The sequence below is a fragment of the Desulfatiglans sp. genome (genome assembly GCA_012513605.1).
Lineage (GTDB): Bacteria > Desulfobacterota > DSM-4660 > Desulfatiglandales > HGW-15 > JAAZBV01.
Genome location: JAAZBV010000101.1, coordinates 42094 through 63300, shown reverse-complemented (window position 1 = coordinate 63300; position 21207 = coordinate 42094). Strand labels below are relative to the sequence as shown.

General features: G+C 43.9%; 20 protein-coding genes. 18 read left to right on the top strand and 2 right to left on the bottom strand.

The window, feature by feature from the left end:
- The first annotated feature begins 10 nt into the window (after window positions 1–10).
- From GX654_13740 to GX654_13725, 4 genes are all read left to right on the top strand, one after another.
- Complete coding sequence (locus tag GX654_13740; protein NLD37925.1) at window positions 11–1549, top strand: SDR family oxidoreductase; 1539 nt, start codon at window positions 11–13, stop codon at window positions 1547–1549.
- Between the two features lie 150 nt (window positions 1550–1699).
- The gene (locus GX654_13735) at window positions 1700–2749 is read left to right on the top strand and encodes a hypothetical protein (GenBank protein ID NLD37924.1); all 1050 of its coding nucleotides are present in this window, start codon (window positions 1700–1702) and stop codon (window positions 2747–2749) included.
- Window positions 2750–3597: 848 nt separating this feature from the next.
- On the top strand, window positions 3598–4206 hold the full coding sequence (locus GX654_13730) for a DUF2239 family protein (GenBank protein ID NLD37923.1): 609 nt from the start codon (window positions 3598–3600) through the stop codon (window positions 4204–4206).
- 58 nt (window positions 4207–4264) lie between these two features.
- Window positions 4265–4906: an N-acetyltransferase gene (locus tag GX654_13725; protein ID NLD37922.1), complete on the top strand. Its 642-nt coding sequence runs from the start codon at window positions 4265–4267 to the stop codon at window positions 4904–4906.
- A 4-nt stretch (window positions 4907–4910) separates the two neighbouring features.
- Here the strand turns inward: GX654_13725 and GX654_13720 are convergent, their stop codons facing one another.
- A complete protein-coding gene (locus tag GX654_13720) occupies window positions 4911–5657 on the bottom strand; it encodes a 16S rRNA (uracil(1498)-N(3))-methyltransferase (protein ID NLD37921.1) in 747 nt (248 codons plus the stop codon).
- A 25-nt stretch (window positions 5658–5682) separates the two neighbouring features.
- Entirely contained in the window at window positions 5683–6906 is a 1224-nt protein-coding gene (locus GX654_13715; GenBank protein ID NLD37920.1) for an LL-diaminopimelate aminotransferase, read from the bottom strand.
- Window positions 6907–7083: 177 nt separating this feature from the next.
- Between GX654_13715 and GX654_13710 the strand changes: the two genes are divergently transcribed.
- The 14 genes from GX654_13710 to lpxA all read left to right on the top strand — a co-directional run bounded on the left by GX654_13710 (window position 7084) and on the right by lpxA (window position 21204).
- On the top strand, window positions 7084–8364 hold the full coding sequence (locus tag GX654_13710; protein NLD37919.1) for an OFA family MFS transporter: 1281 nt from the start codon (window positions 7084–7086) through the stop codon (window positions 8362–8364).
- Between the two features lie 100 nt (window positions 8365–8464).
- Complete coding sequence (locus GX654_13705) at window positions 8465–9277, top strand: BON domain-containing protein (GenBank protein ID NLD37918.1); 813 nt, start codon at window positions 8465–8467, stop codon at window positions 9275–9277.
- A 25-nt stretch (window positions 9278–9302) separates the two neighbouring features.
- Entirely contained in the window at window positions 9303–9884 is a 582-nt protein-coding gene (locus GX654_13700; GenBank protein NLD37917.1) for a DUF2845 domain-containing protein, read from the top strand.
- 138 nt (window positions 9885–10022) lie between these two features.
- Window positions 10023–10784, top strand: coding sequence for an SDR family oxidoreductase (locus GX654_13695; GenBank protein NLD37916.1), 762 nt, complete (start codon window positions 10023–10025; stop codon window positions 10782–10784).
- 106 nt (window positions 10785–10890) lie between these two features.
- A complete protein-coding gene (locus tag GX654_13690; protein ID NLD37915.1) occupies window positions 10891–11097 on the top strand; it encodes a heavy-metal-associated domain-containing protein in 207 nt (68 codons plus the stop codon).
- A 40-nt stretch (window positions 11098–11137) separates the two neighbouring features.
- Window positions 11138–11674, top strand: coding sequence for a hypothetical protein (locus GX654_13685; protein NLD37914.1), 537 nt, complete (start codon window positions 11138–11140; stop codon window positions 11672–11674).
- Between the two features lie 400 nt (window positions 11675–12074).
- The gene (gene lysS / locus GX654_13680; GenBank protein NLD37913.1) at window positions 12075–13559 is read left to right on the top strand and encodes a lysine--tRNA ligase; all 1485 of its coding nucleotides are present in this window, start codon (window positions 12075–12077) and stop codon (window positions 13557–13559) included.
- A gap of 47 nt (window positions 13560–13606) precedes the next feature.
- Window positions 13607–14830 (top strand): lipoprotein-releasing ABC transporter permease subunit, encoded by a 1224-nt coding sequence (locus tag GX654_13675; protein ID NLD37912.1) that lies wholly within the window; start codon window positions 13607–13609, stop codon window positions 14828–14830.
- A gap of 20 nt (window positions 14831–14850) precedes the next feature.
- A complete protein-coding gene (locus tag GX654_13670; protein ID NLD37911.1) occupies window positions 14851–15513 on the top strand; it encodes an ABC transporter ATP-binding protein in 663 nt (220 codons plus the stop codon).
- Window positions 15497–18235, top strand: coding sequence for an outer membrane protein assembly factor BamA (gene bamA / locus GX654_13665; protein ID NLD37910.1), 2739 nt, complete (start codon window positions 15497–15499; stop codon window positions 18233–18235). The genes GX654_13670 and bamA overlap by 17 nt, the downstream gene beginning before the upstream one ends.
- Window positions 18236–18296: 61 nt before the next feature.
- Window positions 18297–18821: an OmpH family outer membrane protein gene (locus GX654_13660; protein NLD37909.1), complete on the top strand. Its 525-nt coding sequence runs from the start codon at window positions 18297–18299 to the stop codon at window positions 18819–18821.
- Window positions 18822–18873: 52 nt separating this feature from the next.
- Window positions 18874–19896 carry a UDP-3-O-(3-hydroxymyristoyl)glucosamine N-acyltransferase gene (gene lpxD, locus GX654_13655; GenBank protein ID NLD37908.1) on the top strand — a complete coding sequence of 341 codons (1023 nt, stop codon included), beginning with the start codon at window positions 18874–18876 and terminating at the stop codon, window positions 19894–19896.
- 32 nt (window positions 19897–19928) lie between these two features.
- Window positions 19929–20378, top strand: coding sequence for a 3-hydroxyacyl-ACP dehydratase FabZ (gene fabZ / locus GX654_13650; GenBank protein NLD37907.1), 450 nt, complete (start codon window positions 19929–19931; stop codon window positions 20376–20378).
- A 19-nt stretch (window positions 20379–20397) separates the two neighbouring features.
- Complete coding sequence (gene lpxA, locus GX654_13645) at window positions 20398–21204, top strand: acyl-ACP--UDP-N-acetylglucosamine O-acyltransferase (protein ID NLD37906.1); 807 nt, start codon at window positions 20398–20400, stop codon at window positions 21202–21204.
- The last annotated feature ends 3 nt before the right edge of the window (window positions 21205–21207 follow it).

The following is a 21207-nucleotide window of genomic DNA, read 5'->3' as shown; positions in this document are numbered from 1 at the left end:
AGGGGGATCAATGACCGAGACCCGCGAAACAGGGACCATACTGGTAACAGGCGCTACCGGGTATGTGGGCGGCAGGCTTGTGGAACGACTTCTTGCTGCCGGTTACAGGGTAAGGGCGTTGGCCCGCTCCATGGATAAACTCAAAGACCGAACATGGTCAGAAGACCCCAATATTGAACTTGTTGAAGCGGACCTGCTTGATGCTTCATCATTAAGGGAGGCCATTAATGGCTGCCAGGTTGCCTATTATCTTGTGCACTCCATGAATCCGCAGCATAAAAAGGAATTTGCCAGGGCAGATAGACTGGCCGCAGCAAATTTTATAATGGCTGCTGCCGGCACCAGTCTGAAGCGTATCATATACCTGGGAGGGGTTGGGGGCGACAGGCCTGATTCAAGCCCTCACCTTAAAAGCAGGCTTGAGGTGGCGCAGATACTTGTAACAGGGACAGTGCCTGTTACCTCACTCTTTGCTGCCATCATACTCGGTTCAGGGAGCGCCTCTTTTGAGATCCTGCGTTACCTTGTTGAGCGTCTGCCAGTAATGGTTGTCCCTTCATCAATAATAGATAACCGTATCCAGCCGATCAGTATCAAAAACGTTATTGATTATCTGGCAGGCTGTCTTGAAAAAGAGGAGACCATTGGTCGTTCATTTGATATTGGCGGGCCTGATGTGATTACATACAGAAGACTCCTTGAGATATATGCCATTGAAAAGGGTGTCAGGAAGCCTTTTATCATCACACTTCGCCTGTTCGCCAATTCTGCAATAGTGAACAGGATACTTATTCTTTTTGCAAGGTGTGTGCTTCCTGTGCCTCCAAGCATCTCATACCCACTTTTGGCGGGCGCCAGAAACGAGGCTGTGGCAAGGGAAAACAGTATAAGGGGATTGATACCGCAGAGACTGCTGCCATGCGATGAGGCCATTGGCTGGGCTATTAAAAAGGATTCGCAACAGATTGTTAAAACAAGATGGACAGATGCCGGGGTAATAAAGCCCCCTGAATGGGCGCACAGGGGTGATGCCCCTTATGCAGGGGGCACCCTTTTAAAGAGCGGCTTCAGGATATGGCTGAAGGCCCTGCCCGAAGAGATATGGCCCGTAATAAGGAGGATGGGTGGTAACAACGGGTACTATTATGGGGATATCCTGTGGAAGATAAGGGGCTGGATGGATGCAATGGCGGGCGGCGCGGGTTTAAGGCGGGGCCGCAGGCACCCTGAATATTTGCAGATTGGAGATGCCCTTGATTTCTGGCGTGTCCTTGATGTGACACCCCCTGAAAGGCTTATTCTCCTTGCAGAGATGAAGCTCCCCGGTGAGGCAATACTTGATATCAGCATTGTACAGCATGGCAATGCATCAGAGCTTCGCTTTGGAACAAGGTTCAGGCCAAAGGGGCTGTATGGTATCTTTTACTGGTATTCACTCCGGCCTGCCCATGATCTCCTATTCCGGGGAATGCTCAAGGCGATTGCAGAAAGGGTTAACTCCCCCGTATTGGAAGGCCCTGAAAAATTCAAGCCAGGGCCTATATGGTAGCAATCCTTTTATATAAACCGTCATACCCGTCCCGCATCAAGTGCAGGATTAATTCCGACAGATATCCATTTTCCTATTCTTATATTACCTGAATCAGTTAATACCGTATGGATGTATTCCCGAACATATTTCATGTAGACAAGGCATGCCTTGTCTCAAAAATTTCTTTTTTCACAGCAAGTGCTAAAAGTCCTTTCTGGAAATACGACAACAGTACAGGCAACTAAAGTTGTTCTAAAACTTATGGACCTCTTGGGACATCCTCATCCACCTTATCCCTTCTTACGCGCTTTTTGTCATCCATCAATCTTTTCTATCTTTGTAGAATCTTTATGGCAACAGTTGCGTCCTAACAGAGCAAAAAATAGAGAAGCAGACGCCCTTACGAAAGCGTTTTTTAGATCCCGACCAAAAGGTATTTTAGTCAAAGGTCGCGTCCTTGGTCCACTCGGCAGTTACCCTAATACTATTATTGAATTCGATACGGTTCAATATGTGCCACTTCATAGTGTTCCTTTATTGATAACTATGGAAAAAACCGACCCCGAAAATCATATAGAGATAGGTTATCTTAGCAAGTGGGAGTTGATAGCTGCTACAGTCATCAACCTTGCAGGCCTTTCACCAGGTTTCCACTTTTACTTTCAATCTGGTAACGCGAGAACAATTGCTAGAGAATCACTTGAGGGGCTTTCCTTTGCGGAAAGGCAAACAATATTTTATGAGCTTCTTAGTTTAAATATTAAACCGCATCGAGCAAAAAATATCTTTCAACCATGCACATCAACACTATCAACTGTGCAGTACTCATTTACACCATTCACTTTTTATAAAGAAGCAATGGCCCTATACGCAGCTTTTAAACCCACTGATCACCTTCTTTTGAGAACTGCGTTTATGCTCCAAAAAGCACGAATGCTTTTTTTTAATCAAGTCTTTTTTGAGGATGCTGTGGCAAATGTATTTTTCTCTCTTGAAGGTTGTCTATTATTACTCCAGAGGAAATATGGTGGGTCGGATACCAAGATTGACCTTAAATTATTAACTGAACTTTTCAATCAGCGCTTTAATAACGGTCCTGAACTCTTTGAATTTATAAAAGAGGCCTACGAAAAGAGGGTTGAAATTGTCCATCCCTCTCCAAGATCTGGTGCTAACTGGCAACCATATTTAGTACCAGACGATTACTATGAATATTAAGATATCGTTTGGAAATTATTGAATCATATTCTTATTGAAAGGAATACCGACAAATTGAAATGATTATATTCATTTTGTAGCATACCAGTATGCACCGGAACACTGATAATGCACCGCATTCAGCGAATTGGTCATTAAGGTAAAAATCAAAATTAGCTAACACGGTTGGGTTAATAAGCCAACATCCTTTATTTGGTGGATGAAAAGATAAATGATTAGTCTGTTATATTAACAGGTTATAATTCGAAATAACACTTGGCATGATATTGGATTGCTTAGCTTAATACAATATATATATTTATATGGCCAAAGGTATTTTGATAAATGCAGCCCAGAGATAGTCTGGGCTACAGAGGAGAAGTAATTGGAAGCCTGGTAGTTAATAACCCAACAAAACTCAAATTGAGAGGTCAAAATGGAATGTCCAAAATGTGAATCAAATGTTGAAAATAAAGCCAGCGGTTTTTGGTTGGGTTTTCTTGGCAAAGCAGCATTCCCGAAGTATGTTTGTCCCAGTTGTGGCAAACTGGATTTTAGCGATTTCAATGAAGATACCAGGAAAGAAATTTCCATACAAAGAATAATTTGCAGAGTATTGTTTTTTGCCTTACTCATTTTACTATTTATCGTTTTCTTAAAAATCGTGTTGCTATATATGCCCCATTTATATGGGCAGTCATAAAAGGATGTTGGGTTGCTTCGCTTAATCTAACTAAACAAAAATAAATTCAATTAAATTAATCCTAATATTCTTTATCAAAAAAGACTTTTTACCCGGATAATAATACTGTTGACATCTTAATATTACCCGGGTATTATTCTGTTAAAAATTCAATAAGGGGATTTAAATGGTAGAGCAGGATGTAAAAAATTGTACTGCATTTAGTGAAAACCGAATGATTGCGTCTGGCAGCATGCCAGAGGTTACAAAGAAGGTAAAAGAGTTTATGGAAAAAGAAGATCAGGCTTCCATACTCATTTTTGACGATAACACTGCTGAACCTGTGGAGGTAGATTTAAGGGGCACAATGGCAGATGTGCTTGAAAGACTTAAAAAGGCAGACGCTTCGGGTGGTTCATCAGCGCCGGAAGAGTCTGATAAACCATTGCAGCGGCCTGGCCGCCCAAGGCTTGGTGTTGTTGCCCGTGAGGTAACGCTGATGCCGCGTCACTGGGAATGGCTTAACATTCAGCCGGGGGGCGCGTCTGTGGCCCTGCGCAAGCTTGTTGAAGAGGCAAGAAAGGCGAACAGCGGCAAAGACAGGGTGCGTAAGGCACAGGAGGCTGCATACAGGTTTATGACCACCATGGCAGGTAACCTGCCTGGTTATGAGGAGGCAACAAGGGCTTTGTATGCAAATGACCCGGAACGGTTTAAAACCCTGATTGCTTCATGGCCTTCGGATATCAGGGCGTATGCCGAAAGGCTTGCAGGGGCGGCATTTGAAGAAAGGTAGGGATGTCGGGTTGCTTCGCTTAACCCGACTTACATTACTTTATTAAAAAAGGGAAAAAATGGAATTTACAATACGAAAGGGAGCCCATGCTGATAACAGAGAGGTAGAATATGTTACCCGGGAGGCATTCTGGAATCTATATGTGCCGGGATGTGATGAACATCTGACTATTCACAATATCTGGACACATAAGGATTTTTTACCTGATCTATATTATGTTGCAGTTATCGAAAACAGGATTGTGGGCTGTATTGTCTTTACCAATTCACACCTGGAAGATGGTAATGGCAACCGACTTGAAACCGCAACCTTTGGCCCGATCTGTGTACTGCCCATGTATCAACATATTGGGATAGGTGGTGAATTGATAAGAAAAGGTATTGCCACGGCAAAGGAGATGGGATATCCGGCAGTGATAATACTGGGTGATCCGCATAACTATTGCAGGCATGGTTTTAAAAACAGCAGGGATTTTAATATCGCAAACGCAGAAGGAAGATATCCCCTTGGTCAGTTAATACATGTGCTTGATGAGAAAAAAATTACCGGGGGCACAGCATGGAAATATATTTACAGTGATGTGTACAATGTCAGTCATGAAAATCTGGAAGAGTTTGATAAACAGTTTCCTGAAAAGGAAAAATGTGTGAAACCAAGCCAGGTACTTTTTAATATGCTTGTCCGATCATATATTGAATAAGGTGCTAAACCCCCAGGTCACCCCACTCATACTGGATAATAGTAGTAAGGGCAATGGCTGCGGTCTCTGCCCTTAGTATCCTTGTCCCGACAGATACCGGGACAATACCAGCGCCCCTCATCAGGTTAACCTCCTGACCTGTAAAGCCACCTTCCGGGCCTATTATTCCTGTAAAATCGTTAACCGACCCTTTTTCTCTTAAGAGGGTCTTGAGATCAGAACGCTGCTCCCCTTCCCAGAGCACCACCTTAATCCCTTTTTTTTGAGCGACTGCCTTCACCATCTCTCTAAAATGTATCGGATCATTTATTTCAGCCGGTACTGCCCTTCCGCACTGTTTAAGGGCGCTTTGAGCTATCATCCGCCAGTGTCTTAACTTATTTGAAGCGGAATCCTTATCGGGTTTGATTACTGTCCGTTCCGAATAAAAGGGCTGTATGCTGGAGACACCCAGTTCGGATGTCTTTTCTATCATGTAGTCCATCATGCGGGGTTTTAATATTGCCTGGCAGATATCTATATTGACCGGTGATGAAGCGGCAATGGGCAACCCCTTTATTATGCGGGCATAAACACCCTTTCGAGTGGTGTTTTCGATTACCGCCTCAAAGCCTTCACCCTTTCCTGTCATGAGAATAAAGGGGTCATTAGCCTTCATCCTCAGGACTTTAATCATATGCCTTGCCTCCTTTTCAGGGATCAGGCACATGCCATCCTCTTCTATTATCTCCTCAATAAAAAAGCGTCTCATAAATGGTTGACTCATCCATGATGTATTATTTGAGTGCTTCTTTTATACGATTTATTGCTGTCTGCACATCTTCATAGTTGTTGAAGGCGCTTATCCTTATATACCCCTGTCCGCATTTGCCAAAGCCTGCGCCAGGTGTAACAACAACCCCTGCCTCCTTTAGAAGCTTATCAAAAAATACCCATGAATCGCTTTTTCCATTGACCCAGATATATGGTGAGTTCTCGCCGCCAATACAGTCAAAGCCAAGGGATGTCATCTCTTTCCTTATCAGTGCGGCATTTTTAAGGTAATAATCAGATAGCTCCTTTACCTGCACCTTGCCCTCACTGGAGTATACCGCCTCAGCAGCCCTCTGAACTGGGTATGACACACTGTTAAACTTGGTGGTGTGCCTGCGGTTCCAGAGGCCATTCAATGCCACCTTTTCGCCGTCTGTTGTATAGGCACAGCAGGTTTTTGGAACAACAGTAAAGGCGCACCTTATGCCAGTAAAGCCTGCGGTCTTTGAAAAGCTCCTGAACTCTATAGCAACATCCCTTGCACCCTCGATCTCAAATATGGATCTTGGCAGGGCATCATCACGTATAAATGCCTCATAGGCAGCATCATAGAGGATAACAGCTTTGTTTTCTCTTGCATAATCCACCCATTTTTTCAGCTCTTCCTTTGTAATGGTAGCGCCTGTCGGGTTATTCGGGAAACATAGGTATATAAGGTCTACCTTTTTATTTGGGAGTTCAGGTACAAAACCGTTTTCAGCGGTGCCCTCAAGATAAACAATACCCTCATATCGCCCCTCTTGATAAAAACCGGTGCGGCCTGCCATTACGTTTGTATCAAGGTATACCGGGTAAACAGGGTCAGGTATGGCAACGGTAATATCTGATGCAAATATCTCCTGGATATTACCGCAGTCACACTTTGCGCCATCGCTCACAAATACCTCATCAGGGGCAACATCAACACCATTAAGCTGGTAATCGTTTTTTGCAATGGCCTCCCTTAAAAAATCATAACCCTGTTCAGGGCCGTATCCCCTGAAGGTTTTAATATCGGACATTTCATCCGCTGCTCTGTGCATGGCATCAATACATGCCTGAGGTAATGGCCTTGTAACATCGCCTATCCCCAGCTTTATTATCTTCTTTTCGGGATTCTCCTTCTGGTAAGCAGCAACCCTCTTTGCAATATCAGAAAACAGGTAAGATGACTGAAGCTTTTTGTAGTTCTCGTTTATCCTTATCATTATATCCTCCGCGTAGAATAGCTTGTTTTTAACAGCGTTATAGACATAAATGCATTAAAAAGAAAGATTTTTTAAAGCTGATTTTATTTTTAAATTATGAACTCATCGTTTGCAAAGGCGCTGCTGCTGATATACAATGTAGCCAAATTCTGCACGGCCATTTAAAAGGAAAAATTAATGAACCCTAGCAGTTCAACCCATATAAATATAACACTTTACAGGGGATGGCTTGTGGTGATCGCCTCTACAGGCATGGGACTGGTGCTGGGTATACTCTATGCCTGGAGTGTAATAAAAGGGGGTATCCCTGATTCATGGGGCTGGAGCAATGCTGACAAGGCCCTGCCATTTTCCATCATGACCATTTCTTTCTCCATTATTATGATCCCAGCCGGAAAGCTTCAGGATAAATTCGGCCCCCGCCCTGTTGTTATGCTCGGGGGTATTCTTGCTGCCCTGGGTTGTATTATCTGCGGGTTGGGCGGGTCATCTATCGCGGCATATATAGCTGGTTTCGGTATAGTTACTGGTGCCGGTGTGGGTTTCGGTTACTCAGCACTCACACCCGCTGCAATAAAATGGTTTCCTGCTGAGCGGACAGGCCTTGTAGCAGGGATCGTTGTTGCAGGTTTCGGCCTGGCTCCTGTAATACTTGCCCCACTTGCCTCATGGTTTTTAAACATATTTGAAAAGGTCTCAAGCACGGGCATTATTGAAAAGGGTGTACCTGAAACCATGATATCTTTAGGAATCTTTATATTGATTGTTATGGGTTCCCTCACCTGGTTTATCTCAAACCCGCCAGCGGAATTTCACCTGCAACCAAGGGGAGTAATCACTGTAAAAAGTATTTCAAATGAGTTCGACTGGAAGCGGATGATGTTTACAGCCCAGTTCTGGCTTCTCTTTTTCATGTATTTTTCAGGGGCTTCTGCCGGGCTTGTATTTATGAGTGTCGCCTCAGACCTTGGCAAAAAGGGTCTTGGCGAATGGGCCTTTATAACAGTGGTTATCCTTGCGCTCGGGAATACATTTGGCCGTATAGTGGCAGGCATTGTTTCGGACAAAATTGGCAGGCAGATCACCCTGTTTTTTGAATTCATATGCCAAGGGTTTATAATATGGCTTCTTTACCGGATTACAGGTAACGGGGCGGCTGGTGGTACCACATTAATCCTGATTATAGTATTTATTATAGGCATGAATTACGGGGCAAACCTCACCCTTTTTCCGGCGGCCTGCAAGGATTATTTCGGTATAAAAAATTTTGGGCTCAATTATGGGTGGCTTTTTATGGCCTTTGGTGCAGCAGGCCTTGTTATGCCCTGGATAAATGGACTCATTAAAGATATTGCTGGAAAACCGGATCATTCATATATAATCATGATATCAATGCTTATTGTTTCAGCAGCTATTGCCATTTTAAGCAGGGTAATAGGGCCGCCATCTGACAGGTAAGGGTCATGATGGCTTTGTCAATTAGTCATGGCTTTGTTTGTATGCAGGGTTGAATTTGTAAGTTTTCTTATAATCCAAACCTATAATATAAGGAGGTTTTATGGCTATTATCACGATTTCAAGAGGCACTTACAGTGGTGGCAGGGCAGTAGCAGAGGCGTTGGGCAGTAAACTAAAATATCCGTGCATCAGCAAGGAGATAATACTTGATGCCGCCGAAGAGTTTGGTGTGCCGGAGAGTAAGCTCACCGCTGCAATGGAGGAGCCTCCAAAGGCATGGATAGAGACCCCGGCAAAAAAGATTGCACATCTTAATTATGTCAGATATGCCCTGCTCAAACGGGCAAAAGCAAATGATCTTGTCTATCACGGTTATGCAGGTCACCTGCTCCTTGGTAATATTTCCCATGTGATCTGTGTAAGGGTAATTGCAGACATGGAATACCGCATCAAGGTGGCAATAGAAGATAAAAAGCTGACACGCAAAGAGGCAATTAACTTTATAAAAAAACTTGATAAACAGGGACTCAATTGGACAAGGTTTTTATACGGTGTGGACTGGAATGACCCTGCTCTATACGATATTGTCATCAATCTTGACCGTATCAGCGTGGAGAGCGCTGTGGATATTATTGCACAGATGGCCTGTATGGATGAATTTAAGCCAGATGAAAATTCTATACGTGCACTTGATAACCAGGTGCTTAGCAGTCTGGTATGGGCTGCCCTTACAAAGGATAAAAGAACAAACAGCTCAAACCTCCAGGTGGTTAGTGATAATGGAAAGGTTACCATATCAGGAAACACCAGTTCGAAAAAGACTCTCATGGCGATTGATGAGGTGACAAGGGGGGTTAAGGGTGTTACAGAGGTTATAAATGAGGCAGGGATAGGCACTGACTGGCAGTGGTGAAATTGTAATTGAAGAAGAGGATATTATGCTTAAAATACCTGTTACCAGATTGTTCATCTGTGTTTGTCTGCTTTTTTTCATGTCCATGTCTGTATATGCAGGGCCAAGCGTCAGGTCATTCAGGTGCGGAAACAGGGTTGTAAAGCTGGGAGATAAAAAACATGAGGTGATGACCATATGTGGTGAGCCAACATCAAAAGAGGTTATTGGCACAGATGAAGAGGGCTATTATTCTGAAAAAGAGGAGATGCCCCTTTTTTCTGAAGAAAGGTATAAGGGTGGCTCATACCAAACCAAAACAGTAAAGGTGGAGGAGTGGTATTATAACTGTGGTTCCCGCAATTTCAGTTATATCCTTTCATTCAAGGGTAGTGTGTTAAAGGAGATCAAACAGACCGGCTATGGAGATGGCAAATCAGATTGTGACAGGTCTTTTTCCCGTAAAAATAGAACCCCTGATGCACCGGAATCCGCGCCCCAGGGAGAAAATGTATGTGACAGTACTCTTAAACCCTTTAGAGAGCTCTCCAAAAAAACCGGTATCCCGGCTGATGTGCTTATAAAAGAGGCGATAAACTATCTATATATTAAATACTCGGGTGACTGAGAGGTATTTTCACGTATCAAAAAATGGAGGCTTGATAAATAAAAAGACTTGTGGTAGCTCACTGTTTCGCTTAAAAAATCAATATATTGGATTAATCACACATATAACGTTTTTACAACAGAAGGTAAGGAGGAGCAAATGGATCTTGGGTTTAAAGGACAGGTGGCGCTGGTGACTGGGGCAGGCAGCCAGATAGGCTTTGGGAAAGAGATCGCCCTCTCACTTGCAAGGGAAGGCTGTGCGGCAGTGGGTGTAACAGATATCAATCTTGATGATGCAAAGCTCACCTGCGAGGCGGTAAAGGCGCTTGGCGTAAAGAGCATAGCCCTTAAGGCCGATGTTACAAACAAGGCTGAAGTTGATGCTATGGTTAAGGAGATGATAAAGGAGCTGGGTGACATAGACATACTCTGTAATGTGGCAGGAGCTATCATGTCCACAGGACCATTTGAAGAGCAGGACCCGGCCGTATGGACAAAGGAGGTATCACTCAACCTCTTTTCCCCCATGTTTGTATCAGCAGCGGTACTCCCGTGCATGAGAAAAAAGGGAAAGGGGGCCATTGTCAATATCGGTTCAGGCAGCTCACATATGTACATTCATGGTGTGGGCGTTTATGCACAGGCAAAGGGCGCCCTTGATGTGTTTACCAAACAGCTTGCAACCGCCGAGGCAAAAAACAGGATAAGGGTAAACTGCGTTGCACCCGGCCCTGCGCCAACAAATTTTATCAAGGCCCCTGACAAACAGGCGGTAATAGATTTTCTTAAAAAAGAGCTACCCCTTGGAAGGGCCACATCTGCCCAGGATATAGCAAATGCAACACTCTTTTTTGCCTCTGATGTATCCATAGATATAAGCGGGCAGGTACTGCATGTATCAGGCGCATCTGTAATGTAGATTTTTATCATCCGCCTGAATAAGAGACATTCAGGCGGATGTAGCCTGTCAAGGTCTGGAATCAGGGTAAAACGCCTTTGAACATAATGCATTCCAAGGAGCATGTATGACAGTAAAAACCTTTCATATCCCAAATATATCATGCGGTCACTGTGTAAAGAGCATAAAAAGTGAGCTTGAAGAGGTTAGCGGGGTGTCCAGGGTGGATGGTGACCCGGAAAAAAAGGTGATAACCGTCGAATATGAGACACCTGATGCACTCAAGACCATCCATGAGACCCTTATTGATATGAATTTCCCCCCTGATGATTAACGCACTATTTTATTAATAAAACAAAAGGGGTAAATCTGTCATGAAAAAAATCGCAATTATTTTTTTGTTTTTACTGGTTGCCGGTTGTGCAGGTATGTCTTCAAATAAGACACCAATTAATATTGACGGTACATGGAGAGGAGAGTTTGAACGCAAGCAACCTGCCATGATGGGGATGTATGGTATGCAGGTTGGAGGAGGGGCTATGCAGCCTGCCCAGAAAATACAGATGACTTTTAACTTTAAAAGGGAAGGTGATCTTCTCAAAGGAAGCATAAGTGGAGCCCCTGGGCAATGGACACCTATTGAGGATGGTAAAATTCAAGGGAATAAAATATTTTTTTCTGTTAACTCGACATTCGGCCAGATGAAAATGACATCTGATTATCAAGGAAAAATCAAGGGCGAAATAATAAAAATGGAATTTAAAAACCGTAATCCAGGTTTTGGAGGCAGACGGGGCGGTGGTATGGGCATGAGCGGCGGTATGGGCGGAGCCGGCCCGTCAACTATGCCTAACACACAAAAGATTACGGTTGAACGTATATCTGCTCAGCCCCAGGGGCCTGTTAATTAAAAAGCTGTCTGCTATCGTCGTAAGGCATTTAAATAATAGATATATTTTCCGGATGAGTGGTTGTTCCGGAATATTTATTAAGAGAAACAGTTTTTAACTCTAATGTCTCAGGATAAATAGACAGGTCAAATAAGACCATATTAAGCCCATCGTTAAATTATCTTCATCTGGCGATAGTTTGTGCCCTGCTCTATTTTTACTCTTTTTCTCCTCTGTAAAAATAAGCAGGAACAAAACCCCGGATATCATGTCTAAACGCTCTTATGGGGCCTTTTTCTACCATCTTTTACCTTGACTAAGAAAGGTATATGGATTAAAAAAGTACGTTTCAAATTATTAATTTAACTAAAAAAATTAATCATTTACTATTATTTTAAATACTTATAGCGGTTTATTGATTATGGAAAAAACAAGCACAGTAACTGAAGATCGCAGAAAAAAAATTGATCGATTAAAAGAATTAGGTATTAACCCCTTTCCGGCAGGTTTCAAATTCAACTTTGATTCAAAAAAGGCCATAGAAAGGTTCGGGGGGATTTCGGGTGAAGAGCTCGAAAAAGATACCACCCCATACACCTTTGCCGGCAGGATAATGGCCATGAGGGTATTCGGCAAGGCCGCATTTATCCACATAAAAGACAACGCCGGAAAGATACAGGCATATATCAGAAAGGACAAAGTCGGCGATGCGGGTTATGAGCTTTTCAAGCTTATGGATATAGGTGACTATATAGGCATAACAGGCTCATTTTTCAAGACAAAGACCGATGAGCTGACAATACTTGCTACAGAGATAAAGCTCCTTACCAAATCGTTGAGGCCCCTCCCTGAAAAGTGGCACGGACTTACAGATGTAGAAACACGATACAGGCAGCGTTATGTAGACCTTATTGTTAATGATGATGTGAGGGATGTCTTTATAACAAGAAGCAAAATAATAAGTTTTTTCAGGAACTACTTCAACTCACAGGGCTTTCTTGAGGTGGAAACACCCATGATGCAGACCATCCCCGGCGGCGCAACAGCAAGGCCATTTAAGACCTATCACAATGCCCTGGGTATGGACCTTTATCTGAGGATAGCGCCGGAGCTCTTTTTAAAGAGGCTTGTTGTGGGCGGCCTTGACAGGGTCTATGAGATAAACAGGAATTTCAGGAATGAGGGTATATCAGTAAAACACAACCCCGAGTTTACCATGATAGAATTCTACATGGCCTATGCAACCTATGAAGAGCTTATGCTTCTTACTGAAGAGCTTTTCAGCCGACTTCTCACAGAGATAAAGGGGAGCCTTGTGATAGAGTACCAGGGGCAAAAGATAGATTTTACACCCCCATGGAAAAGGATTTCACTCTATGACGCCATCAGGGATATAGGCGGCACAGGCGATGAGGTAATAAAGGATTTTGAAGCGGCAGTCAAATTTGCCGAGTCAAAAAAGATACCCATCCTTAAGACCGACAGCCATGTAAGGGTGCTTGAAAAGATATTTGACGAGCTTGTTGAGCACAAGTTAATTAACCCCACATTTGTTACCGGGTACCCAACAGAGATATCGCCCTTATCAAGGAAGAATGATCAAAACCCTGATATTGTTGACAGGTTTGAGCTCTATATTACAGGCAAGGAGATCGCTAACGCATTTACAGAGTTGAATGACCCGGATGATCAGCGCGGCAGGTTTGAAAAACAGGTGGCGTTAAGGGAGGCCGGAGACGATGAGGCACAGTACATGGATGAAGACTTTGTTGCTGCCCTTGAATATGGCCTGCCACCAACAGCAGGAGAGGGTATCGGAATAGACAGGGTGGTAATGCTTCTGACTGATTCGCCATCAATCAGGGATGTAATACTATTCCCTCATATGAGACATAAACAATCATGATATGAAAGGAATACCCCCGCATATTTTCACGGGGGTTTCATTTTTTAATGGTACTTGAACTCTTTTTAAGCCTGAGATACCTGAAGGCAAAACGAAAACAGGCCTTTATCTCCATAATATCGGTCATCTCCATTTTAGGTGTAATGGTTGGTGTGATGTCCCTTATTGTTGTACTTTCTGTAATGAACGGGTTCAGGTCAGAGCTCATGTCAAGGTCTTTAGGGATAATGCCCCACATATGGGTAAGCAGCGATGAAGGGAGTATAACCGAATATGAGAGTACAAAAGAGAGACTTAAATCTGTTCAAGGGGTGACAGATATATCTCCATCCATTATGAAAGAGTTGCTCCTCCAATCCTCCTACACCACAGGAGCATACGTTCGGGGGGTTGATCCTGAAGGCATAACAGCAATAACCGGTATTAAGAATATGATGCAGAGCGGGGATATCTCATCCCTTAAAAATACCGGCGATGATATCCCTAATGTGATTATCGGGATTGAACTTGCAAAAAGTCTCAGGATCGGTGAGGGGGATATAATAAAACTCAATTCTCCGAGCGGAAGGCTTACCCCACTTGGCAGGACCCCAAAAAAACAAAACTTCAGGGTCTCTGGTATCTTTTCTTCAGGGTTGATAGAGTATGACCAGCGCCTGATATTTATATCTTTTGAGGAAGCCCAGAGGCTCTTTGCTATGGAAGGCAAGGCAACGCACCTGGAGGTTAAGGTGGATAATACTGAGCAATCTGATATTACAGCCAGAAAAATCAGGGAAATACTCGGGAGCGGTTATTCGGTAATTGACTGGAAGGAGTATAACCGCAGCCTGCTTGGGGCGCTCAAGCTGGAAAAAACAGCCATGTTCATCATACAGATCATGATAGTTATGGTTGGGGCGCTTAATATCATCAGCGTCCTTGTTATGACGGTGCTAGAAAAGGCAAAGGATATTGCAATCTTGCGGACAATGGGTACCACAAAAAAGAGCATCATGAGTATATTCATGATACAGGGGCTTATTGTAGGCATAACCGGCACCCTTGCAGGGGTGATTTCCGGCCTGGGTATATGTTACCTGATCTCAAATTACATATTTATTGAGATACCCTCGGATGTCTACCCTGTCTCCACCCTCCCTGTACTGATTGATTACGCTGATGTGATGGTTGTGACAATAGCAGGTTTCCTCTTATCATTTTTAACAACTATATACCCCTCATGGCATGCATCGCGGCTGAACCCGGTTGAGACCCTGAGGTATGAATAGATGATTCCTGGATATGATATATGCTTGAATTAACAGATATCTACAAGTCATACAGGCATAATGGCAATACCATTGAGGTGCTCAAGGGGATCAGTATCACCATAAATCAGGGAGATACCCTGGCCATAATCGGGGCATCAGGGGCGGGCAAATCCACACTCCTGAATATCATGGGCGGTCTTGAACGGCCCTCTTCAGGTCATATGAAAATCCAGGGCAGAGACATTGTTGGCCTAGATGAAACAGCCCTCTGCCGCATGAGGAACAGGGAGATAGGGTTTGTTTTCCAGTTTCATCACCTTCTTCCTGAATTTAATGCAATAGAAAACACATTGATGCCAGCCCTGATATCCAGAATGGGGAAAAAGGAAGCAATGGATATGGCGAGAAACATGCTTAATAAGGTCGGGCTTGAAAACCGCCTGAATCACAGGATCGGTGAGCTTTCAGGCGGCGAGCAGCAGAGGGTGGCCATAGCAAGGGCCCTTATGATGAGGCCAAAGATTCTTCTTGCTGACGAACCCACAGGAAATCTTGACAGAAATACAGGCAAAGAGGTAGTTGATCATCTTCTTCGCATCAGAGAGGAAGAGAATCTGAGCATGGTTATTGTTACCCATAATCAGCAACTGGCAGATAACATGACAAAGGTAATGGAGATTGTCGATGGTAAATTACAATAGAACAGAGCAGGGATTTTTCCTGAACAGATCGGCCCGAACTAAACCTGTTAAAAGGATAACTCATATCCCCATTTTTATGTTGCTGCTCTTTTTCGGCCTGTTTTTAATCCCGGCATTTGCCTCAGCCATGGACAAGGTCGTTGTGATACCCTTTATGGTTAAATCCACCGAGTCTGAGGAAAATCTAAATATTACTCTTCAGAAATGGTTTTCAACCGAGATGTCCGCGCTTGGTTATGAGGTATCTAATCCGGAACTTGTTAATAATGCCCTTGGTGAAAATATCTCCTACTCAGAGCCTGAAAAGCAGATAATCCCTCTAGCCAGGGCTAATGCTGCAAAGTGGGTTATCATTGGCGAGTATAATCATAGAGAAGATGATATCCAGCTTAGTGCCAGGGTGCTTGACCCTGATACCGGCAAATCCCCATTTACAGTGATGATGGTGGAAAATAATAAGAACAACATTCCTGCCTCTTTAAAAAAGATTGCTGAGAGCCTGAACTCCCAGATGGATAAAAAGAGCGTGGTCTCAGATATTATAATTGAAGGGAATAAAAGGGTAGGCGATGATGCCATACTTATGATCATGGAGAGTCAGAAGGGCGAGCCGTTTGATCAGGTGAAACTCGACAGAGACCTTAGAACTATCTATAAAATGGGCTTTTTTGATGATGTAAATCTGATAACATCAGACAGCCCTGATGGTAAGGTGATTACCTTTAATCTGGTAGAAAAGCCCACCATCATCAAGATCAGCTTTCAGGGAAATGAAAAGAAAAAGGATGATAAACTGAAAGAGGAGCTCGGCCTAAAGGCATATTCGGTCCTTAACCTCAATGATGTCAGGCAGAGCATTAACAGGCTGACAGAATTCTACAAGAATGCCGGGTATTATAATGTTGATATACAGGAAAAGATCAAGGAGCTCCCGGATAATGAGGTAACGCTGACCTATGTGATCAATGAAGGGGAAAAGGTGCTTATCTCAAAGATAGAGTTCAGGGGCAACAAGGTGTTTAAGAACAAGAAATTAAAAAAGGAGATGCTTACCAAGGAAAAGGGGTGGCTCTCATGGTTCACTGATTCCGGGGTGCTTGATAAAAAGAAGCTGGAGTATGATGTAAATAAACTGGCAGCCTTTTATGACAGCCACGGATATGTAAAGGCGCGTGTTGGCGAACCTGAGGTTGTATATGATAAAGAGAAACTCAGTCTGGTAATAAATATTGTTGAAGGAGAGCAGTACTTTGTAAATGATATTGTTTTTGAGGGTGACCTCCTGCGGCCCGCGGATGAACTGAGGAGGCTCATAGATATAAAAAAGGGAGACCCCTTCAGCAGGCAGGCCGTTCATACTGAGACCCAGAAAATCAAGGAGCTTTATGGCAGCCTTGGTTATGCATATGCGGAAGTGAATCCTTCACAAAGGGTAATTGAGGGTACGAACTTTATGGATATACCCTTGACAATTGATAAAAAGAAGAAGGTTCGCATAGAGAGGATCAACATTTCCGGTAATGAGATTACAAAGGACATGGTCTTAAGAAGGGAACTTAAAATTAAAGAGGGGGAATATTTTGACAGCCAACAACTGGCAAAAAGCAGGGAGAATCTTGACCGGCTTGAGATCTTTGAAAAACATGAGGTAAAAACCAGGAGGGGGACCAGTGATGACCTGATGGTAATAGATATAGAGGGTGTAGAAAAGCTCCAGAGGTCAATATCCTTTTCTGCGGGGTATGGCGGTTATGAAAAATTTATGTTTCAGCTCCAGTTTGACAACAACAACCTGTTCGGCAGGGGGCAGAATTTCAGTATTGAGGCTATGGCCGGCAGCCGGACAACCAGGTTCAATGCAACATTCACAGAGCCCTGGATGTTTGACAGGCCTGTGAGGGGTACCATATCGGCCTACAACTGGGATAGAGACTATGATGACTACACAAGGGAGCAGATGGGCGGAAATGCAGGCCTCTCCTTCCTGCTGGGGCTGGATGACTATACCAGGGGGAGCGTATTCTACACCTATGACAGGACACAAATAACTGATGTCTACACAAGTATAGTTGATCCCATCCAGGATATTGCCGATAATAAATACCTCACAAGCAGCATGGTTTTTGGCATTGAACGTAATACCAAGGATAAATGGTGGGATACCACAAAAGGGTCTCTGAATTCCTTTACCTTTGAGTATGCCGGAGGTCCTCTTGGCGGGGATGTGGCCTTTAATAAATATACCCTCAATTCAACCTGGTATCTCCCCCTGTTCAAGGGCACAGTGCTGGTTGCAAGCGCGCAGCTTGGTTATGTGGAGGGCCGGTCGGGTGCTTACCTTCCAATTTATGAAAAATTCAGGATCGGGGGTATTGACACTGTCAGGGGGTATGAATGGGGAACCATATCACCACTTTACCCCGGTACATATATTGAAATAGGCGGCGACAAGATGTGGCTCTATAAGATAGAGTACCGAGTACCCTTTGCAAAGGGTAAAGGGATTACCGGGCTTGTATTCTTTGATGCGGGCAATGCCTTTGGCAATGATATAGTAAAGAGTGAGAGCTGGAAAAAAGGCGCAGGGGCATCTGTAGGGTTTGGCATCAGGTGGTATTCGCCAATGGGGCCAATGAGGCTTGAGTATGGCATCAAACTTAAAGAGCGGGAGAATGATCCTGATTCCGGCAAGTTTGAATTCAAGATTGGCGGTTCTTTTTAGCGTCAGGTTTGAATAATAGTTAAAAACAACGTTAAACATATAAATGAAGGGGGATATGATAATGAAACATTTAACCAAAATATTAACAGTAGCAGTCGCTTTTCTTTTTATTCAACTTGGTGTGTCAGCTGCGGAACCTCTTAAAATAGGGGTGCTTGACCTCCAGAGGTGCATACAGGAATCAAATGAGGGCAAAAGGATAGCTGAATCACTCAAGAATAAACAGGCTGAGATGCAGAAAGACCTTGATAAAAAGCAGCAGGCATTGATTGACATGCAGAAGGATATGGAAAAACAGAGCCTGATGCTGAGCATGGATGCAAAGACAGAAAGGGAAAAGGAGTTTGAGAAAAAGAGACGTGACCTCAATTATCTTGTTCAGGACATGACTGAAGAGATGAAAAAGGCAGAGACAGATGCCCGCATCAGCATACTTAATATCCTGTCAGGGGTGGTTGAAGCAATTGCCAAGCAGCAAAAGCTTGACCTGATAGCCGAAAGGTCGAATGGCGGTATCCTCTATTTTGCCAAGGAACTTGATATTACAGATCAGGTTTTGGCTGAGCTTAACAGGGTAAAACCATAATCAGGGTAATACGCAGTCTGTTTTCAAGGGCAGGCGCTTAATGGGGCATGATTTGGAACTTACACTCGAAAAGATAGCCAGGCTCATAAAGGGCACAGTAGCCGGAAATAGGGGGCGCATTATCTCCGGTATGAATTCCCTTGAAAATGCAAAAGAGGGGGATATAGCCTTTTTTTATGATGCAAGATACAGGGATCAGGCCATTTCAACAAAGGCATCTGCACTGATTGTTACAGAAAAACTGGAGGGCTACACAGGTGATCAGATACTAGCAGCAAACCCGAAGCTTGCCTATGCAAGGCTTGCGGCCATGTTTGCGCCTAAGGCACCTCGTTACGAAGGCATCAGCAGTGATGTATGCATAGATGAAACGGCAGTGGTCGGCAGTGGTGTGTCAATCTACCCTTTTGTGTATGTCGGTAAAAATGCTGTTATTGGTGATAATGCAATACTTTTTCCAGGGGTCTTTATCGGCAATAATGCAAAGGTGGGCAGTAACAGCGTGCTCCACTCCAATGTTGCCCTGTATGAGAATTGCATTATAGGCGCAAATGTGATCATCCATGCAGGGTGTGTGATCGGGAGCGATGGCTTCGGATATGTCCAGAGTGATGAAGGGAATGTCAAGGTGCCTCAGCTTGGCAATGTCATGATAGATGATGATGTTGAGATAGGAGCAAACAGCACCATAGACCGCGCGGCAAGCGGCACAACCCATATAAAAAGAGGTGTAAAGATAGATAACCTTGTGCAGGTGGCCCATAATGTGGTTATTGGTGAGCACAGCATTGTTGTAGCCCTTTCAGGCATCTCCGGGAGTGTAAAGGTTGGTAAAAATGTTATTATAGGCGGTCAGGTCGGGATAAAAGATCATATTTCAATAGGCGACAGGGCCATTGTAGGTTCTGCCGCAGGTGTGCATAAACCCATAGCAGAGGGCGAAGCGGTTCTTGGCAACCCTGAGATGCCGCCAAGGCTCTGGATGGAGACCCGGGCCCTTATCAGAAGACTCCCTGAGCTTAATAAAAAGGTAAGGGATCTTGAAAAAAGACTTAAGGAACTCGAAGAAAAGTAACAGGTTATTAAACAGGTATAGAGAGATAAAATATGGAATTGCCAATAAAATACCAGGATATTGTTAAGCTGCTTCCACACAGGTACCCTTTTCTGCTTGTGGACAGGGTAACGGAGTATGAGCCTTTGAAGAGGATAGTAGGGTACAAGAATGTAACGGCAAATGAGGCGTTCTTTCAGGGCCATTTCCCGGGAAACCCCATTATGCCCGGTGTACTTATTATAGAAGCAATGGCCCAGACAGGCGGCATATTATCCCGCCTTTCCATGATGGAGGGTGAAAGCGGCCAGAATGAGCCGAGGCTCATGATATTTTTAAGCATGGATAATGTAAAGTTCAGGAGGCAGGTGGTGCCGGGCGATCAGCTGAAGTTTGTTATCGAGACCCTGAGGACAGGCTCAAAGATATGGAAGCTGGCAGGAAAGGCATTTGTGGATGAAGAGCTTGCAGCAGAAGCGGAAATGACCGCACAGTTGTTCTAATTTATTAAAGATGAAATAAATGACTAAGATACATTCAACAGCAGTAATAGATTCAGGGGCCATTATAGGTGAAGGTTGCGAGATAGGCCCATATACCATTGTCGGTAAACAGGTAAAGATCGGAAGAAATACAAAGGTCGGCGCCCATACTGTGATTGAGGGTAATACAGATATCGGTGAAAATAATAACATCTCTCACCTTGTTACAATAGGTACCCCTCCACAAGACATAGGTTACAAAGGCGAAGACACCCGTGTAGTGATAGGGGACAACAATATAATAAGGGAATATGCCACTATCCATAGGGCTACAACCAAGCAGGACTGGGTTACTGTAATAGGAAATAATAACTACCTCATGTCCTATACCCATATAGCCCATGACTGTGTTCTTGGCAGTAATATCATAATGGCAAATAGCGCTACCCTTGGCGGGCATACAACAGTAGGGGATTATGCCACCCTGAGCGCCTTTATTGCCTCTCACCAGTTTGTTAGGATCGGCGCATATACCATGATAAGCGCCCTTGGCGGGCTACCAAGGGATATCCCCCCATATATGATGGCATCCGGTTTAAGGGCATCTCTTTATGGCCTTAATCTGGTCGGGTTAAGACGCAGGGGTTTTACGCGGGAGGCCATCACAGGCTTAAGAAAGGCATACAGGATCATATGGCGTGAATCCACTACATTGAATCAAGGTATAAAAAGGGTAAAAGATGAGATGGCCCCTTTCCCTGAACTGGATACCCTTCTGGATTTCATCTCATCAGGTTCAAAGAGGGGTATTACACGCGGGGCAGCAGAAAAGGATGAAGAAGAGTAACTG

Bases quoted from the DNA above. Each gene is read 5' to 3' on its own strand.
- GX654_13740 (NLD37925.1), top strand. From the start codon at position 11: ATGACCGAGACCCGCGAAACAGGGACCATACTGGTAACAGGCGCTACC.
- GX654_13730 (NLD37923.1), top strand. From the start codon at position 3,598: ATGGTAGAGCAGGATGTAAAAAATTGTACTGCATTTAGTGAAAACCGA.
- GX654_13725 (NLD37922.1), top strand. From the start codon at position 4,265: ATGGAATTTACAATACGAAAGGGAGCCCATGCTGATAACAGAGAGGTA.
- GX654_13720 (NLD37921.1), bottom strand. From the start codon at position 5,657: ATGAGACGCTTTTTTATTGAGGAGATAATAGAAGAGGATGGCATGTGC.
- GX654_13715 (NLD37920.1), bottom strand. From the start codon at position 6,906: ATGATAAGGATAAACGAGAACTACAAAAAGCTTCAGTCATCTTACCTG.
- GX654_13710 (NLD37919.1), top strand. From the start codon at position 7,084: ATGAACCCTAGCAGTTCAACCCATATAAATATAACACTTTACAGGGGA.
- GX654_13705 (NLD37918.1), top strand. From the start codon at position 8,465: ATGGCTATTATCACGATTTCAAGAGGCACTTACAGTGGTGGCAGGGCA.
- GX654_13700 (NLD37917.1), top strand. From the start codon at position 9,303: ATGCTTAAAATACCTGTTACCAGATTGTTCATCTGTGTTTGTCTGCTT.
- GX654_13695 (NLD37916.1), top strand. From the start codon at position 10,023: ATGGATCTTGGGTTTAAAGGACAGGTGGCGCTGGTGACTGGGGCAGGC.
- GX654_13690 (NLD37915.1), top strand. From the start codon at position 10,891: ATGACAGTAAAAACCTTTCATATCCCAAATATATCATGCGGTCACTGT.
- GX654_13685 (NLD37914.1), top strand. From the start codon at position 11,138: ATGAAAAAAATCGCAATTATTTTTTTGTTTTTACTGGTTGCCGGTTGT.
- lysS (NLD37913.1), top strand. From the start codon at position 12,075: ATGGAAAAAACAAGCACAGTAACTGAAGATCGCAGAAAAAAAATTGAT.
- GX654_13675 (NLD37912.1), top strand. From the start codon at position 13,607: ATGGTACTTGAACTCTTTTTAAGCCTGAGATACCTGAAGGCAAAACGA.
- GX654_13670 (NLD37911.1), top strand. From the start codon at position 14,851: ATGCTTGAATTAACAGATATCTACAAGTCATACAGGCATAATGGCAAT.
- bamA (NLD37910.1), top strand. From the start codon at position 15,497: ATGGTAAATTACAATAGAACAGAGCAGGGATTTTTCCTGAACAGATCG.
- GX654_13660 (NLD37909.1), top strand. From the start codon at position 18,297: ATGAAACATTTAACCAAAATATTAACAGTAGCAGTCGCTTTTCTTTTT.
- fabZ (NLD37907.1), top strand. From the start codon at position 19,929: ATGGAATTGCCAATAAAATACCAGGATATTGTTAAGCTGCTTCCACAC.
- lpxA (NLD37906.1), top strand. From the start codon at position 20,398: ATGACTAAGATACATTCAACAGCAGTAATAGATTCAGGGGCCATTATA.